The organism is Ahrensia sp. R2A130, from assembly GCF_000179775.1.
Taxonomy (GTDB): domain Bacteria; phylum Pseudomonadota; class Alphaproteobacteria; order Rhizobiales; family Rhizobiaceae; genus Pseudahrensia.
In genome coordinates, this window is sequence record NZ_AEEB01000003.1 from 252,025 (window position 1) to 268,061 (window position 16,037).

13 protein-coding genes are annotated in these 16,037 nt (G+C 57.2%); 4 read left to right on the forward strand and 9 right to left on the reverse strand.

From position 1 onward, the window contains the following. Positions 1–301 precede the first annotated feature (301 nt). From rpmG to topA, 5 genes are all read right to left on the reverse strand, one after another. Positions 302–469 carry a 50S ribosomal protein L33 gene (gene rpmG / locus R2A130_RS01985; protein WP_040304737.1) on the reverse strand — a complete coding sequence of 56 codons (168 nt, stop codon included), beginning with the start codon at positions 467–469 and terminating at the stop codon, positions 302–304. Between the two features lie 109 nt (positions 470–578). Beyond that, complete coding sequence (locus R2A130_RS01990) at positions 579–1,328, reverse strand: NUDIX hydrolase (protein WP_009463179.1); 750 nt, start codon at positions 1,326–1,328, stop codon at positions 579–581. Further along, positions 1,325–1,732, reverse strand: a complete 408-nt coding sequence (locus R2A130_RS01995) for a DUF983 domain-containing protein (protein WP_009463181.1) — start codon at positions 1,730–1,732, stop codon at positions 1,325–1,327. The genes R2A130_RS01990 and R2A130_RS01995 overlap by 4 nt, the downstream gene beginning before the upstream one ends. After that, complete coding sequence (gene rnr / locus R2A130_RS02000) at positions 1,729–4,032, reverse strand: ribonuclease R (protein WP_009463183.1); 2,304 nt, start codon at positions 4,030–4,032, stop codon at positions 1,729–1,731. Before rnr ends, R2A130_RS01995 begins: the two co-directional genes overlap by 4 nt. Positions 4,033–4,117: 85 nt before the next feature. Continuing rightward, complete coding sequence (gene topA, locus R2A130_RS02005) at positions 4,118–6,778, reverse strand: type I DNA topoisomerase (protein ID WP_009463185.1); 2,661 nt, start codon at positions 6,776–6,778, stop codon at positions 4,118–4,120. Positions 6,779–7,071: 293 nt separating this feature from the next. On the opposite strand from topA, the gene R2A130_RS02010 reads away from it, so the two are divergent. After that, positions 7,072–7,344 (forward strand): hypothetical protein, encoded by a 273-nt coding sequence (locus tag R2A130_RS02010; RefSeq protein WP_009463187.1) that lies wholly within the window; start codon positions 7,072–7,074, stop codon positions 7,342–7,344. On the opposite strand, the gene R2A130_RS02015 is transcribed toward R2A130_RS02010, so the two are convergent. Then, positions 7,341–8,276: a DMT family transporter gene (locus R2A130_RS02015; protein ID WP_009463189.1), complete on the reverse strand. Its 936-nt coding sequence runs from the start codon at positions 8,274–8,276 to the stop codon at positions 7,341–7,343. The genes R2A130_RS02010 and R2A130_RS02015 overlap by 4 nt on opposite strands. Positions 8,277–8,345: 69 nt before the next feature. Further along, positions 8,346–9,095 (reverse strand): hypothetical protein, encoded by a 750-nt coding sequence (locus R2A130_RS02020; protein WP_009463191.1) that lies wholly within the window; start codon positions 9,093–9,095, stop codon positions 8,346–8,348. Positions 9,096–9,291: 196 nt separating this feature from the next. On the opposite strand from R2A130_RS02020, the gene glmU reads away from it, so the two are divergent. From glmU to R2A130_RS02035, 3 genes are all read left to right on the forward strand, one after another. Continuing rightward, positions 9,292–10,674 carry a bifunctional UDP-N-acetylglucosamine diphosphorylase/glucosamine-1-phosphate N-acetyltransferase GlmU gene (glmU, locus tag R2A130_RS02025; protein ID WP_009463195.1) on the forward strand — a complete coding sequence of 461 codons (1,383 nt, stop codon included), beginning with the start codon at positions 9,292–9,294 and terminating at the stop codon, positions 10,672–10,674. Positions 10,675–10,789: 115 nt separating this feature from the next. After that, entirely contained in the window at positions 10,790–12,631 is a 1,842-nt protein-coding gene (glmS, locus tag R2A130_RS02030) for a glutamine--fructose-6-phosphate transaminase (isomerizing) (RefSeq protein ID WP_009463197.1), read from the forward strand. A gap of 90 nt (positions 12,632–12,721) precedes the next feature. Further along, positions 12,722–13,426, forward strand: a complete 705-nt coding sequence (locus tag R2A130_RS02035; protein WP_009463199.1) for a DUF502 domain-containing protein — start codon at positions 12,722–12,724, stop codon at positions 13,424–13,426. On the opposite strand, the gene recG is transcribed toward R2A130_RS02035, so the two are convergent. Both recG and R2A130_RS02045 read right to left on the reverse strand, forming a co-directional pair. Then, entirely contained in the window at positions 13,423–15,531 is a 2,109-nt protein-coding gene (recG, locus tag R2A130_RS02040; RefSeq protein ID WP_009463201.1) for an ATP-dependent DNA helicase RecG, read from the reverse strand. The genes R2A130_RS02035 and recG overlap by 4 nt on opposite strands. 41 nt (positions 15,532–15,572) lie before the next feature. Next, a complete protein-coding gene (locus R2A130_RS02045) occupies positions 15,573–15,920 on the reverse strand; it encodes a hypothetical protein (RefSeq protein WP_009463203.1) in 348 nt (115 codons plus the stop codon). Positions 15,921–16,037 lie beyond the last annotated feature (117 nt).

Below are 16,037 nucleotides of genomic sequence, written 5' to 3' on the forward strand. Positions count from 1 at the left end.
CCTTAACTGTTCACTAACAATAGCTTATCGCGTTGCAGCAAATTTTAGCTTGCGCCAGTGTGCCTGCAGGGACGACGCGCTTGCGCGACATCCTCGCCTTTCCGGATCACCCGGGCCCGCCGCATCACTCGGGCCGGAAAGCGAGCCGACGGCCAGCGCAACTTAGGTTGCAGCAGGCCGTCGGCTCATTGCGTTTTGGACGCGTGTTTTGGTGTCGGAGTTTCTAATTGCACAAACAAAAAGGCCGTCGGAAACGCATGATTTCCGACGGCCTTTTCAAAAATTCTGAAGGTGGCTAGATCTACTTGATCTTGCCTTCTTTGAATTCGACGTGCTTGCGAACGACCGGGTCGTATTTTTTCTTGGTCAGCTTCTCGGTCATCGTGCGCGAGTTCTTTTTGGTGACGTAGTAGAACCCGGTGTCTGCGGTCGAGTTCAGCTTCACCTTGATGGTGGTTGCCTTAGCCATTTTCGTGTCCTTGAATATATCAAGACGCGGCGCACGGCTCTTCCGGGCAGCGTCGGTGAGGTTCGTGTAAATCAAGCACGGCGATTGTCAAGCCGCACAACGTATCCGGTTAAATCGTTTCTTCCACGTAGCGGTTATATCTCATGTGATAGAACGGCAGCGGCGCTTCCGGTGCGAGATCAGGATCGCGCTCCAACCGCTTCTTCAGGTCTTTCAACACCGACACGGTGATGACCGGTAGCTCGAGTTGCAGCGCGTCATCGACCGTCAGCCAATGCAGGTCCTGCAGCTCTTCGGTAGGCAATTCTTCCAGTCGCACTGCGATATGCTCGGCGCGGGTGAGGAAGAACCAAGCATCGAAGCGCCTGTTTCGGCCCGGCGGCGTGATGGCGCGTGCAAGAAGGCGAAGCGGCGAGAGCGTCGGCTCCACGCCGTGTTCCGCAAACCCCTGCCAGTCATCGTGCGTCGGCGCATAAGCGTTGTTGCAGCTCCCCAACAGCAGTCCAGCTTCTTCGTAGGTCTCTCGTATCGCGGCCAGAGCGATTCCCCGCGCACGGCGCCCTGAAGGTTTTCCGCGTAGGTTCGTGATCAGCTTTGTGTGAACCTGATCGTGCAACTCGTCCGCTGTCGTGATCGAGCCATCACCAGAGTCCACACGTCCACCGGGAAAAACGAACAGTCCGGGCATGAATTTATGCCGTTCGTGGCGACGGCCCATGAGCACTTTTGTTTTCGCGCCTTCACCGTCCAAAATAATCAGCGTCGAAGCATCCTTGGGCCGCATATTGGGCGCACGCCCGATGCCTTCGCGCACAGAAGCGCGTTCCACGGCATCGCGGCTCATGACCTCTTTGCTCATGGTTGTTCGACGCGCTCTTCCGTATCGCCGAAACCAAACATGCGAACGGCCCACTGAAAGCCGACCACTCCGCCTTTGACCGGCTGCATGATGGCCAGCGTCATGGCGGTGGAAAGCGGAATCCAGACCAATAGATGTGTGGTCAGCGACCACACAAAATTCGCCTCAACCATCATCAGCAGCGTCACGATAACGTGGCCGACGATCATGATGGTGATGTAGGGTGGAAAGTCCTGCGCGCGCTCGTGGTGAAGTTGCTCGCCGCACACCGAACATTCAGGCGTGACCTTCAACCACTTGTCGAAAAGCTTGCCTTCAGCGCAGTTAGGGCATGTGCATTTTAACCCTCGCATCACGGCCTGACTTTTAGAACGATCGGGCAGGGTGGTATCAGAAATGGTCATTTTCTTCCTCCGAAGCGGTTGGAGCGGCGTTGTCTTTGCGGTCTCCCTGAAGGTGAACCTGAACGGCTGCGTTTGCTCCGTGGCAGACCGTCGCCCTCTCGCGGCTCCGTGATCATATCAAATCGCAGCGATCCCGCTACCGGCGCGGCCTCAACGAGCTCTACCTCGACGCGATCACCCATTTGGTAAATGCCGCCGGTCACGTCGCCCTGCACCCGGTGGGTGACCTCATCATAAATGAAATACTCATCACCCAGCTTGGAAATCGGCACGAAACCATCCGCGCCCGTATCGTCCAGTGTGACGAACAAACCGGCGCGGGTGACGCCATTGATGCGAGCGGAGAATTGCGCGCCGATCTTGTTTTGCAAGTGGTGCGCGATCAACCGGTCGATGGTCTGCCGCTCGGCCATCATGGCGCGGCGTTCGGTATCGGATATCATCTCCGCAATCTGTTCCAGCCGCTCTTCGTCCGCCAGCGTGATGCCACCAGCGCCCAAATTCAGCGTCGATACCAAAGCACGATGCACGATCAAGTCGGCATAGCGGCGTATAGGCGAAGTGAAATGCGCGTATTTTTTCAGGTTCAACCCGAAGTGACCCTGGTTGTTCGGGCTATAGACCGCCTGGCTTTGCGACCGCAGCACCACAGTGCTGACGAGTTCGGAATGGGGCGTACCTTCTACGCCTGACAGAATACCGTTGAACGTCTCGGCCTTCACCTGATCACCCTTCGCCAAGGGAATCGAAAGCGTCCGCAAGAAGTCTCGCAGCGACTCGATCTTCGACATGCTGGGCTGTTCGTGGACACGGTAGATCAACGCCTGCTTTCGCTTCTCAAGGGTCTCGGCAGCGGCCACGTTGGCCTGAATCATGAACTCTTCGACGAGCTTGTGCGCATCCAGTCGTGGCGGCACGATCACGCGATCCACCTGACCGTCTTCCGTTAGCACGATCTTGCGCTCCGGCAGATCAAGCTCCAGCGGCTTGCGGTAGTCGCGCCCGCGTTTCAGCACCTCGTAAGCCGCCCACAACGGGCGCAGCACAGGTTCCAGCCATGGTTCGGCACGTGGGGCAGGGTCGCCATCAATTGCCGCTTGCGCTTCTTGATAGGCCAGCCGCGCGTGGCTTTTCATCATGATGCGGTGGAACGTGTGACGCAACTTGCGCCCGTCCTGAGCGAATGTCATCCGCACCGCCATGGCTGGGCGGTCGACATCTTCTTTCAACGAACAAAGATCGTTGGAAATACGCTCCGGCAGCATTGGCACAACGCGGTCTGGAAAATAGACCGAGTTGCCCCGCGTCAGCGCTTCGCGGTCCAGCGCAGTGCCGGGGCGCACGTAGTAAGACACGTCAGCAATCGCCACGGTGACGATGAAACCGCCCTCATTGGTCGGTTCGTCATCTGCAATCGCGTAGATAGCGTCGTCGTGGTCTTTGGCATCCGCCGGGTCGATGGTGATGAGCGGCAGGTCGCGCCAATCGGCCCGCTTGTTCATGTCCGCGTCACCCGCGGCGTCAGCTTCTTTGATAGCCGCTTCCGGAAACTCGGTCGGAATATTGTGCTGATGCAGCGCGATGAGACTGACGGCTTTTTCTGAAGCCAGATCACCGATCACCTTGTCGATTTTTGCCTGTTTCAAACCTTGAGTATTTCGCCCGACGACGGACACTTCCACGAGGTCGCCGTTTTCAGCGCCACCTGTATTTTGCTCATAAACGAGCATCTCGTTGACCTTGCGGTCGGTCGGTTCGATACGCCCTACGATGCCGCCTTCCGGCTCCTTGAAAGCGCGGAATACGCCCAACACGGCACCGACATTACGTTCCAGCCGCTTGATGACACGGCCACGGAAACCCAGCGTCGGGTTGCCACTTATTTTCGCCAGCACACGATCGCCGATGCCTGCGGTCGGGGCCTTAGAATTGCGATGGTTCACAATAGAAACGGCAGGGGCAGGGCCATCGACCTCCACATCCCACTGAATGGGCCGCGCGATCAGCCCGCCCTCGCGGTCACGCTCGACAACGTCCAAAACAGTCGTGGGCGGCAGTTGGCCGGGTTCGGCAAAACGCTTGCCGCGCTTGTTCACAACGCCCGATGCTTCAAGCTCTTTCAACACGGCTTTCAGTGCGATCTTATTCTGGCCCTTCAGGCCGAAAGCGCGTGCAATTTCTCGTTTGCCAGACTGAGCGGGATTCTCACGGATCCACTCCGCCACTTGCTCGGGTGTGGGAAGTTGAGCGCGCTTGCCTTTGTTCTTGTTGGCATTTTTATCTGTGGGAGCTTTGGGCAAGGGCGTCTTTCAGTGGAAAGTGCGGTTGCCCGCAAAACTATAAAACGACCGGGCGTCCAATGGGTTGCCCGGTCATATTCGACTGTTATTCCGCTTTCTTTGCGGTTGTCTTTTTCGCGGCAGGCTTCTTGGCCGCTGGTTTTTTCGCAGGCGCTTTCTTGGCTGCGGGCTTCTTTGCCGCAGCCTTTTTGGCCGGTGCTTTTTTCTTGGCAGGCGCCTTCTTCTTCGGTGGCTTCTTGCCCAATTTCTCAACACGGTCGGCCAGCAACTGCACGGCCTGTTCTACGGTAACTGCCGTTGGTTCGATGGATTTCGGAACAGTCGCGTTGATTTTGCCGTGGTTCACATAAGGCCCAAAACGACCGTTCTTCACGGACATGGGTCCACCGAATTCTGGATGCTCGCCCAGCTCCTTCAGCGCTGCTGCTGCGGTGCCACGACCGCCACGCTTTGCGCCATCGGCGAGAGCTGCAACCGCACGATTGATGCCGACGGTGAAAACCTCATCATCGCTTTCCAAGCCGCCATATTTACTGCCGTGCTGGACAACAGGGCCGTAGCGGGCGAAGCGGGCAATGATATCTTTTCCGTCTTCAGGGTGCTGGCCAATCGTGCGGGGTAGGTCCAGAAGCATCATAGCTTTTTCAAAGTCGACCTCCGCTGCGTTCCAGCTGTTTGGAATGCCGGAATTCTTGCCTTCCTTACCCTCACCACGCTGGACGTATGGGCCAAAGCGACCCACCATCAGCTTCACTTCTTCCGAGGTGTTTGGATCGACGCCGAGCACTTTCGGCCCGTCATTGGCCATCTGCTCGGATTGCTCCAAACCTTCCGCGCCCAATTGGCGGGTGAATTTGCATTCGGGATAGTTGGAGCAACCGATAAACGCACCGAACTTACCGACCTTGAGCGAAAGCTGGCCTTCATTACAGGTCGGGCAAAGGCGCGGGTCGGAGCCATCTTCTTTTTCAGGGAAGGCAAGAGGGCCCAGCTCTTCGTTCAGCTTGTCCAGAACCTCGGTGATGCGAAGCTCTTTGGTGTCGCCAATAGCTGCGGAGAAATCTTTCCAGAAGTCACGAAGGACGTCCTTCCATTCCATTTCACCGGCGGAAATCTTGTCGAGTTTTTCTTCAAGCGATGCCGTGAAATCATATTCGACATAGCGGTTGAAGAAGCTCTCCAGGAACGACGTGACGACACGGCCCTTGGCCTGCGGCGTCAGGCGGCGCTGTTCGATGGTGATGTATTCGCGGTCTTCCAGCGTCTTCAGCGTGGAGGCGTAGGTGGAGGGGCGACCGATGCCCAGCTCTTCCATTTTCTTGATGAGGGAAGCTTCTGAATAGCGCGATGGCGGTTCGGTGAAGTGCTGATCGGCAGTGATCGCTTCGCGCGAAATCACTTCGCCCTCATTCAGCGGAACGAGGCGTTTGTCCTCTTCATCTGCCTTCTTCTTGCTGTCGGAATAGACAGATAGGAAGCCGTCGAATTTCACCACAGAACCGTTGGCCCGCATGGTCGCAGTCTGGCCGTCTTTCGTGGCGACGAGGTCGGCTGCTGTGCGTTCGATCTTCGCAGACGCCATCTGGCTGGCAATAGAGCGCTTCCAGATGAGATCATACAGCTTGCGCTGGTCATCATCGAGGTGGCTCGCGATGTCTTTAGGGTTACGCGACAGGGAGGTAGGTCGAACCGCCTCATGCGCTTCCTGCGCGTTTTTCGCTTTCGACGAATAAAAACGCGCTTTTTCCGGCAAATACATCTTGCCGAAATCTGCGCCGATCACCTTGCGGGCTTCGTCGATCGCTTCCGGTGCCATCTGAACGCCGTCGGTCCTCATATAGGTGATGAGACCTTCGGTGCCGCTGCCGAGATCGACGCCTTCATACAATTTCTGCGCCACCTGCATGGTGCGGGACGCGCCGAAGCCGAGTTTTGATGAGGCTTCCTGTTGAAGCGTAGAAGTGGTGAAAGGCGCATAAGGATTACGTGTCGTGGGCTTGGCCTCGACCTTGCCGACCTTGAAGTCGGCGGTCATCAACATGCGTTTGATGGCGCTGGCTTCGTCTTCCGTCTTCACATCGAGACGAGTTTTTTTAACACCGTCGAACTCGGTCAACCTTGCATCGAAATCGGAACCGGCGGGGTTTTTGAATTCACCGGTGATGGTCCAATATTCCTGAGGCTTGAAGACCTCGATTTCGTTCTCACGCTCACAGACCAGTCGAAGGGAGACAGACTGCACCCGACCAGCCGAGCGGGCACCGGGCAGTTTGCGCCAAAGCACCGGAGACAGGTTGAAACCAACCAGGTAGTCCAGCGCGCGGCGGGCGAGATAAGCGTTGACCAGCGGCTCATCGATCTCGCGTGGCTGCTCCATCGCTTCCAGAATCGACTTCTTGGTAATCGCGTTGAAGACCACCCGCTCGACGGGCATGTCTTTCAGAATCTTCTTGTCGCGCAGCACCTGCAGCACGTGCCACGAAATCGCTTCGCCCTCACGGTCGGGGTCGGTCGCGAGAATGAGACGGTCGGCAGCGCGGGCCGCTTTTGTAATATCCGTCAGACGCGGCTTGGCCCGTGCATCCACCGTCCATGACATAGAGAAATCGTCGTCCGGCAACACCGAGCCGTCTTTGGCTGGCAGATCGCGCACGTGGCCGTAGGACGCCAGGACCTTATAATCCGAGCCTAGATATTTGTTGATCGTTTTTGCTTTTGCCGGGGACTCGACGATGACCAGTTTCATGGAAGCCTGCTGTCGGACGGGGAATTCGTGACGGGCAGCATGTAGGCAAGCCGGTTGCCGAAAGCAATTGCATGATAAGTCACGGTGTATAGATAAATGAGTGTATTAAGATTAAAATACTACTATGGGTTGTATAATTGGGTCGGGTTGATTAGTGCTGCTCTCCAGCAATGCAACCAAAACAGGTATTTTTATAAATTTCAATTAGATTGCGTGTATTCACAACCAAAGCGCAGTTGGCAGCGGGCATCTGTCAAATCATAGGGCAACTCAACGGGTAATACGGGGGCATAATGCAACAGACCAAAACCAGGTCGCAGGGCCAAACAGACGCGCAGGCAACAGGCGAATACGTCCGCCAGATGCTGACAGAATTACGCATGATCGCAAACGCCAAGGATCTGGATTTCCTGACCTATCTCATAGAGATGGCATTGCTTGAGGCCAACGATATTGCAGAAGGTCGCATGACGCCGCCTCGACGCGAAACGGTTGTGCCGGAAGTGTCAGACACGCCGCAGGCTGTCGAGCTTGCCAAAATGTTCATGCGTGGTGAATTGAACTAGGCCTTCGCCAGACGTTTCGGCAGAGTTGCGAAAATCACTCCGCTCAGCACCAGTGCAATACCCCAGCCGTGATAAGTCGCGAGTTCCTCGCCTAGCCAGATCACCGCAAGCGTCACGCCATAGACAGGCAACAGATAGAGCGAAATGCCGGCAACCGATGGACCCAGCACTTTCACCCCGTACTGAAATGCCGAAAACGCCAGCAGCGATGAGATGAAAACGATCCCGGCAATGTTGCCCCAGCTCGACCATGTGTTGGGGAAAGTGGAAAGCCAGACAGTTTCCGCCACCGCAAATGGTGCCAGCAACACGCCACCGCAGGCGGCGGTTACGGTGAACAAGGGCAGGGTGGGAATGCCGTCGAACGCTTTCGATTTCAGCACCACCGAATAGATTGCCCAGCTTATTGCCGCGAGAACAAAGATCAGGTCACCGGCGTTGAATTTTAACGCCGCCAAAACTGCAAAGCTACCTTTCGCAACGATTACCACAACACCGATCAGCGCCGCCGTAATTCCAACGATCTCGCGCCAACCCACTGCGCGGCCTCGAAACAACCACTCGGTTAGGATGATCAGTACCGGCGACGACGTATAAATCAGCGTGCCGTTCGTGGCGCTGGTGTATTTCAGCGCCAGATAAACCAGCGCACCACAAATCCACATGCCGAGAAACGCGTTGATGAACAGCAGGCTTCCTGCAGATCGGATAGCTGGCCATGCGGCCCTCACTGCGCCCGCAGTGATCAACAGCAGTATCAGCGCGCTGGACGTCCAGCGAATAAAAGCCAGCGTAAATGGCTCCACATCATCCACCGCAGCGCGACCGAAGATGATGTTGCTGGAGAAAAACAACGGCATGATCGCCAGCAGCAAATAAGCGTTGCGGCGTTCACGGATAGCTTCTGGCGTGGAGTTTTGATCGTCGGACAATGGCGGAGGGTTCCGTCGTGGGGTCGAAACCCTATGTCGCGCATCCAACAGACGCGCAAGCTGGTAGTCTTAACCGTCGGAATTTGGCCAGTCTGCCGGTTCGCAACCAAGCGTCAGACGCAACACAACAGATCGGCAAAACGACGCGACAGATTCGCGAGTGGTGAACGGACCAGCGATCAGCTCGCCTTGGGATGAGCTTGCTTTCAGCCGTCCCATCAAATCCGGCGCACGTTGCGCAAGGCGAACAAACAGTTTTGCAGGAATTGGTGTGCCATTGGGCGCGCGCAGGCGTGCTGCGTGTTTGCCGGTAGAGTGAGTGATGTTGGAACGAAGTTCGCCGGTGCGCTGATGCTCCATAACAGGCAGAGGCTCGGGCAAGCCTGCAACTTTGGATGTCGTCGGTTTTGGTCCCAAATATACGGGCTTAGTCGTAATAGTGCCGACTGGATTGGTGTCGAGGCCTTCTGGATTGATCGTGCCACTATCGGCCAACCATGTGCTGTGACCCGGTAGACCATCTTCGCCCATGGCAACTACACGATCGACCTGCGGCTGCTTGGCAGGTGCTTTGCGCGCCATTTCCACCATTTGCGGCCCGCCATCAGGCCCAGTTGCAATGGATGCTGCCATGAACGCAACGCATCCGAAGGCAAGCGCGCCCCATGTGTAAAGCGCTACATCTGCACCCGGCAGCGGAGCATCGTTGGGCGGGTTTTGGTCAAGTTCGGGCGTGTCATTTTTCAAGGACAGCAGATGGCTGATCTGGCTGGTCTGGGCGCCTTCTTCTACAATCCTGAAATCGAGATATTTGCCCATGTCGCGTCATCCTGCTGAGATACTGGCGCCGAACACCCTGTCCATTCGACTTGCTGCGCTGCAATTCCGGCAAAAGCCGAGACAAAGGCCGGAAATGTGCCCGCGCGTGTTCATCTATCTCGCGTCATGCTTAATCTTCGGTAAATAGGGTTGCGCGAAACTCGCGATTCAAGACCACAATTGAAGTTTACCGCCCATGACCACACCCGACCAAACCACCTGCACGACCGTAATCCTTGCCGCCGGTGAGGGTAAGCGAATGCGTTCCGATACGCCCAAAGTGCTGCATCCGGTCGCGGGCTTGGCGATGGTCAACCACGTCATCGACACAGCAATCAGCACGGGCAGTGATACGGTCGCTGTCGTGGTGGGCAATCAGGCGGAGCGGGTAGAGGCCGTGGTGCGGGGGCATTCCGACACCGTATCGACGCACATTCAACACGAGCGCAAAGGCACCGCACACGCCGTGCTGGCGGCGCGGGCTGTGATCGAAAAAGCGGGTGGCGATCTGGTCATTCTTTATGGCGACGTGCCATTGATCCGATCAGAAGCCATCGACAGCGCCCGCGAGGCTTTGCGCTCCGGTTGTGATGTTGTTGTTCTGGGCTTTCATACAGCAAAACCAACCGGCTATGGGCGCTTGCTCACAGATGGTGCGCAGCTTCTCGCCATTCGCGAGGAGAAAGATGCGACCGACGAAGAGCGCAAGGTCACATTCTGCAACAGCGGCATCATGGCTTTCCGCGCCGAACATGCGCTTGATCTGCTGGACGCTGTGGGCAGCGGTAACGCGCAGGGCGAATATTACCTCACAGACACCGTAGAAATCGCCCGTGAACGCGGCCTCAAAGCCGTCGCCATTGAAGTGCCGGAAGCTGACACACTGGGCGTGAACGACCGCGTGCAACTGGCGCAGGTTGAAGAGCTATGGCAGCAGCGCCGGCGCGAAGCGGCTATGCGCGACGGCGTGACCATGACGTCGCCCGGCACCGTTATTCTGCACCACGACACGCAACTTGCCTCAGACTGCATTATCGAACCCAACGTTGTCTTCGCTGCGGGCGTTTCCATCTCGTCCGGCGCAACTATCCGCGCATTCTCGCATCTGGAAGGTGCGACCGTTGGTGAAGGTGCGGTGGTTGGTCCTTACGCCCGCCTGCGTCCAGGTGCCGATCTGGGCAAATCCACCAAGGTCGGAAATTTCGTCGAAATCAAAGGCGCGACGCTGGGCGAGGGCGCAAAGGTCAACCATCTGTCCTACATTGGCGATGCTGAAGTCGGGGCAAAAGCGAATATCGGTGCGGGCACCATCACCTGCAATTACGATGGCTACAACAAATGGAAAACGCGGATCGGCGAAGGCGCTTTTATCGGTTCCAACACATCTCTGGTCGCTCCCGTCACTGTAGGCGCAGGCATCATTACGGCGGCTGGTTCTGTCATTAGCCGTGACGTCGAAGCTGATGCTTTGGCCATCACACGAGCCGAACAGAAGAACCTACCCGGCAAGGCCAAACAGCTGCGCGAACGCAACGCGGCTACGAAAGCCTCTAAAAAACTGGACGGAAGTTCCAAATAAGAAACGCTTTCTTTGCGTCTTTGCAATCAATTGTGACTTGGAACCTGCCCGCACTTTGATACGGGCGGAACAGATGCGTGCGCTTTGACGTGCGAAGTTACAAAGGACTGCGCCCATGTGTGGTATCGTCGGAATTGTGGGTCAGCAGCCCGTTGCGCCCCTCATCGTGGACGCCCTGAAAAGGCTGGAATATCGCGGCTACGATTCTGCAGGTGTCGCAACCATCCACGATGGTGCGCTCGACCGTCGTCGCGCCGAAGGCAAACTCATCAATCTTGAGCAGCGCTTGGCCGATGAGCCGCTCGCCGGTCACATCGGCATCGGCCACACCCGCTGGGCCACCCACGGTGCACCGGTGGAAAAGAACGCCCATCCGCATTTTTCCAACGCTGACGTGGCAGTCGTCCACAACGGCATCATCGAAAACTTCCGCGAGTTGCGCGAAGCGCTGGAAGCCGACGGCTATACCTTCTTATCGCAGACCGACACCGAAGTTCTGGCCCATCTCGTCGCCAAGGGAATGGCTGCGGGAAAAGAACCGGAGCAGGCGGCCCACGCCGCCATCGCACAGCTTACCGGCGCATTCGCTATCGCTATCATGTTCAAGGGTCGTGATGACCTCATTGTCGCCGCCCGCAACGGGCCGCCGCTAGCCGTTGGCCATGGCGAAGGCGAAATGTATCTCGGTTCCGATGCCGTAGCGCTCGCCCCCTTCACCAACCGCATCACCTATCTTGAAGACGGCGATTGGGCCGTTCTACGCCGCACTGGCGCCACTATTTTCGATGCGAACGGCAAGGTCGTCGAGCGTGAAACCAGCGTGTCGTCCGGTTCGGCCCACATGGCCGACAAGGGTAACCACCGCCATTTCATGCTCAAAGAAATCTACGAGCAGCCGGAAGTCGTGGGCCATACACTTTCGCGCTACGTGGATTTTAATGAACGCAAGATCATGTTGCGCCGCCGTAGCGAGGGTCGTGAAGATCTCGATTTCTCGACGCTGGATCGACTGACCATCACAGCCTGCGGCACGGCTTACCTCGCGGGTCTCGTCGGGAAATACTGGTTCGAGCGCCACGCCCGCCTGCCGGTGGATATCGATGTGGCCTCCGAATTCCGCTACCGCGAAGCGCCCATGTCGAAAAACGGCCTATCCATGTTCATCTCGCAATCCGGCGAGACGGCGGACACGCTGGCCGGTCTGAAATACTGCCAAGACAACGACCAGAAACTCTTGTCCATCGTCAACGTGCAGGAGAGCACCATGGCGCGGGCATCCGATTATGTGTTTCCTACACTGGCTGGACCGGAAATCGGCGTAGCCTCCACTAAGGCGTTCACATGCCAGCTTTCCGTTCTCGCCTCACTGGCGGTCGCTGCTGGCGTTCAGCGCGGCCATATCGACAGCGATCAGGAAAAGGAGATGGTCGATGCGTTGGAAGAAGTGCCGCGCTACGTCCATGAAGCGTTGAAGCTGGAAGACGAAATCAAGGAACTTTCGACCACACTCGCGGGCGTAAAATCGTGCCTCTATCTAGGCCGCGATACCAACTTCCCGCTGGCGCTGGAAGGTGCATTGAAGCTGAAAGAGCTGTCCTACATCCACGCAGAAGCCTATGCGGCTGGTGAGCTGAAGCACGGTCCCATCGCGCTCATCGATGAAGAAATGCCGGTCGTCGTGGTAGCACCCCACGACCGCATATTCGAGAAAACGGTGTCGAACATGCAGGAGGTCGCTGCCCGTGGCGGCAAGATCATCCTCATTACCGACGAGCAGGGTGCAGAAAAAGCGGGAATGGAGGAAGCGAAAACTATCGTCATGCCCACAGTGCCGGAACTGGTAACGCCTATCGTCTATTCGCTGCCGGTGCAGTTGCTGGCCTATCACACCGCTGTCCACATGGGCACGGATGTGGACCAGCCGCGCAATCTGGCAAAATCGGTCACAGTCGAATAGCCAAAGCCCTTGCGCTTGGCGGTTTGATAGCCAACTAAGGAAGTGTCCGGCATTCGCGCCGGATACCTCTCCCAAACCGTGTGAGTGCCCGTGAGCCGCAACTCCAAAGACAGTCCGAAAAAGCCGTCCAGCTTTCTGCGCCTGAGGAATTATTTCTTCACGGGCCTGGTTATCTGCGCGCCGCTTGCGATCACGCTTTACCTGACTTGGACGTTGATTGGTTGGGTCGATGGCTGGGTGAAGCCGTATCTCCCCGATGTCTTCAATCCTAACAATTATCTGCCATTCACAGTGCCTGGCGTCGGCCTGCTGATTGCTTTCGTGGTCATAACGATCGTGGGTTTCCTCACGGCTAATCTTATCGGTCGTTCAATCGTCGGTTATGGCGAATATCTGCTGTCGCGGATGCCGGTCGTGCGCTCGATCTATTCTGCGTTGAAGCAGATTTTCGAAACAGTTTTCCGCGAAGACAGTGACAGCTTTCAAGCCGTTGTGCTGGTGCAGTACCCGCGCAAGGGTTTGTGGGCGTTGGCATTTGTCGCCACCGATACATTGGGCGAAACGCAGGCGAAGCTGGATGAACCCGCTGGCCCGACCGTTTCTGTGTTCCTGCCGACGACGCCAAACCCGACGTCCGGGTTCCTGCTCTTCGTCCCGAAAGAGGACGTGATTCAATTGGACATGAGCGTTGAAGAAGCTGCCAAATTGGTAATCTCCGCAGGCCTAGTCGCACCGGAATATGTCCAGATGCAGCAAGAGGCCATCGCCAAGCACGAGGCGAAAAAGAAGGTCTAACCCGCTCTCAACAGCCTTACGGCTTCATCTTTCGAGAACAGATAGAGCAGCACGCGCAAAGCTTTGCCGCGTTCGCTTTCCAGTTCTGGATCGGTGGCGATCACCAACCGTGCATCGTCGCGGGCAAGTTCGAGTATATCGCCGTGATGTTCCATCTGCGCGATCTGAAAGCCGGGCGTCCCGGACTGGCGGGTGCCGAGAATTTCGCCTTCGCCACGCAGCTTCAAATCTTCCTCCGCAATGCGAAAACCGTCCTCGCTCTCGCGCATGATCTTCAGCCGAGCGGTGGAAACCTCACCCAGTGGCGCCTTGTAGAGCAGCAGACAGCTAGACGATTTGTCGCCACGCCCGACACGGCCACGCAACTGGTGAAGCTGGGCGAGGCCGAAGCGCTCGGCATGTTCGATCACCATGATCGTCGCATCTGGCACATCGACACCGACTTCGATCACCGTGGTCGCTACGAGAACCCGTGTGCGCCCTTCCTTGAAATCAGCCATGGCAGCATCTTTTTCGGTCGGCTTCATACGTCCATGAACCAGCCCGACATTGTCGCCCATCAGAGCTCGCAGTGAGTCGTAGCGTGCCTGCGCAGACGTGACGGGCAACTCGTCATTGTCCTCGACCAGAGGGCAGAGCCAGTAGATCTTGTCGCCCTTTGCTACGGCATCGACAGTGCGTTGGATAAGCTGGTCGAGCCGCTCCATCGGCAACGCGTTGGTTTGGATCGGCAGGCGGTGCGCTGGTTTTTCGTCCAGCTTCGAAACGTCCATATCGCCGAAAAACGTCAGCACCAATGTGCGCGGGATCGGCGTCGCGGTCATCACCAAAATATCTGCGCCTGCACCCTTTGCTGCCAACGCCAACCGCTGATGCACGCCGAAGCGGTGCTGCTCATCGACAATGCCGAGCGCGAGGTTTTTGAACTCCACCGGCCCCTGAAACAGCGCGTGTGTGCCAACGAGCAAGTCGATGCTGCCATCCGCCAACCGCTCCAGTATGGCTTCGCGTGTTTTGCCTTTTTCACGGCCTGTCAGGATCGCAATCCTTATGCCCGCAGCTTCTGCCAGTGGCGTGATCGTCGCCAAATGCTGCCTCGCGAGAATTTCGGTCGGCGCCATAATAGCCGCCTGTCCCCCGGCTTCGATGGCAGCACAACAGGCCAACAGCGCGACGATGGTCTTGCCCGACCCCACATCGCCCTGCAGCATTCGCAACATGCGTTCCGGCTGCGCCATATCGGCCAGAATTTCACCGACGGACCGCTCCTGCGCACCGGTGAGCGGGTAGGGGAATGTCTTCCGCACGACCTTCTGAAGTCGCCCGTCACCCACCCACGCGATACCTGCGCTGCGCTTCATACGGCTGCGAACGAGCGCCAACGCAAGCTGTCCCGCCAGCAGCTCATCGTAGGCCAGCCGGTGCCACGCTTTGCCATGCACGGAGAGGTCGAGTTCATCCTGCGGATGGTGAATGCGGTCCAGCGCCTCGGCCATGGCGGGCCATTCGTGCTTTGCCAAAACGGATGGCTCCGCCCATTCTGGCAGGTCCGGCAGTTTTGAAAGCGTGGCATCAACCGCTTTCCCCATCACCTTGAGCGAGACACCAGCCGTCAGCGGATAGACCGGCTCGACCAACGGCAATTCGTCGATATTTTCAGGCGAAACCACATGGTCGGGATGCACCATGTTGGGCCGCCCGTTGAACCATTCCACACGACCCGAAACGATACGTGTTTCACCCTCCGGCAGCTTGTCGCGCAACCATCTGGCTTGGCCTCGAAACCAGACCAGCCCGATTTCGCCGCTCTCGTCATGGCCGAAGACTTTATAAGGCACCTTGAAGTTCCCACGCGGCGGTTCTTCGTGGCGATCTACCCGCAATTCCAACGTCGCGAGCGAACCATCCGGCGCGTCCATAATGAGCGGACGATTACGCCGGTCGATCAGGCCGGATGGCAGATGAAACAGCAGGTCGGAAACATGGGCTGGCAGTTTGCCGTCACCACCCTTCAACAGTTTCGACAAAGCAACAGCCAGCTTCGGCCCAATTCCCGGTAGGGACTGGAGCGGCGAAAACAGCGGGTTGAGAATGTCGGGACGCATACCTGCTTTTTGGCGTGAGCCAGGCTGCGGCGCAAGCGGTGTTAGAGCAGGCAGTCGTTGATAAGGCGTCCAGCTTCGTCGGTCAGCGTTGCGCCTGTCGACTTGCGCAACAAATTGATCGTGCCGTCAGTAAAATGCGGCCCAAAAACGTGGGTGCTGCTATCAAGCCGGATGCGAGGACCGCTGTCGTATTTTATCTCGACATATTGATGTGGCTGCTCACGAATATAGCGCGCATAAAGCGGCGCACCATCGTCACAACTGTAGTAAGTCCACTCGCCGACGATAACTTTCTGGGCGACAGGCTCTGCCTGTTGTTCCGCATTAAGTGCGGTTTGTGCAGCGTGAGGATAAAATAGCAGCGCGAAAATGAGAAGTAGCGTGGTCATGCTGCAAACTATCCGACAAATTCCTAACCGGTCGTTTATGCCGCATGGCAAAGCTATCGGCTGACAAGTGGCAGACAGCCACTTATAGGAAGCGGAAACCTCTCCCGTACCGGACGA

Bases quoted from the DNA above. Each gene is read 5' to 3' on its own strand.
- rpmG (WP_040304737.1), bottom strand. From the start codon at position 469: ATGGCTAAGGCAACCACCATCAAGGTGAAGCTGAACTCGACCGCAGAC.
- R2A130_RS01990 (WP_009463179.1), bottom strand. From the start codon at position 1,328: ATGAGCAAAGAGGTCATGAGCCGCGATGCCGTGGAACGCGCTTCTGTG.
- R2A130_RS01995 (WP_009463181.1), bottom strand. From the start codon at position 1,732: ATGACCATTTCTGATACCACCCTGCCCGATCGTTCTAAAAGTCAGGCC.
- topA (WP_009463185.1), bottom strand. From the start codon at position 6,778: ATGAAACTGGTCATCGTCGAGTCCCCGGCAAAAGCAAAAACGATCAAC.
- R2A130_RS02010 (WP_009463187.1), top strand. From the start codon at position 7,072: ATGCAACAGACCAAAACCAGGTCGCAGGGCCAAACAGACGCGCAGGCA.
- R2A130_RS02020 (WP_009463191.1), bottom strand. From the start codon at position 9,095: ATGGGCAAATATCTCGATTTCAGGATTGTAGAAGAAGGCGCCCAGACC.
- glmU (WP_009463195.1), top strand. From the start codon at position 9,292: ATGACCACACCCGACCAAACCACCTGCACGACCGTAATCCTTGCCGCC.
- glmS (WP_009463197.1), top strand. From the start codon at position 10,790: ATGTGTGGTATCGTCGGAATTGTGGGTCAGCAGCCCGTTGCGCCCCTC.
- recG (WP_009463201.1), bottom strand. From the start codon at position 15,531: ATGCGTCCCGACATTCTCAACCCGCTGTTTTCGCCGCTCCAGTCCCTA.
- R2A130_RS02045 (WP_009463203.1), bottom strand. From the start codon at position 15,920: ATGACCACGCTACTTCTCATTTTCGCGCTGCTATTTTATCCTCACGCT.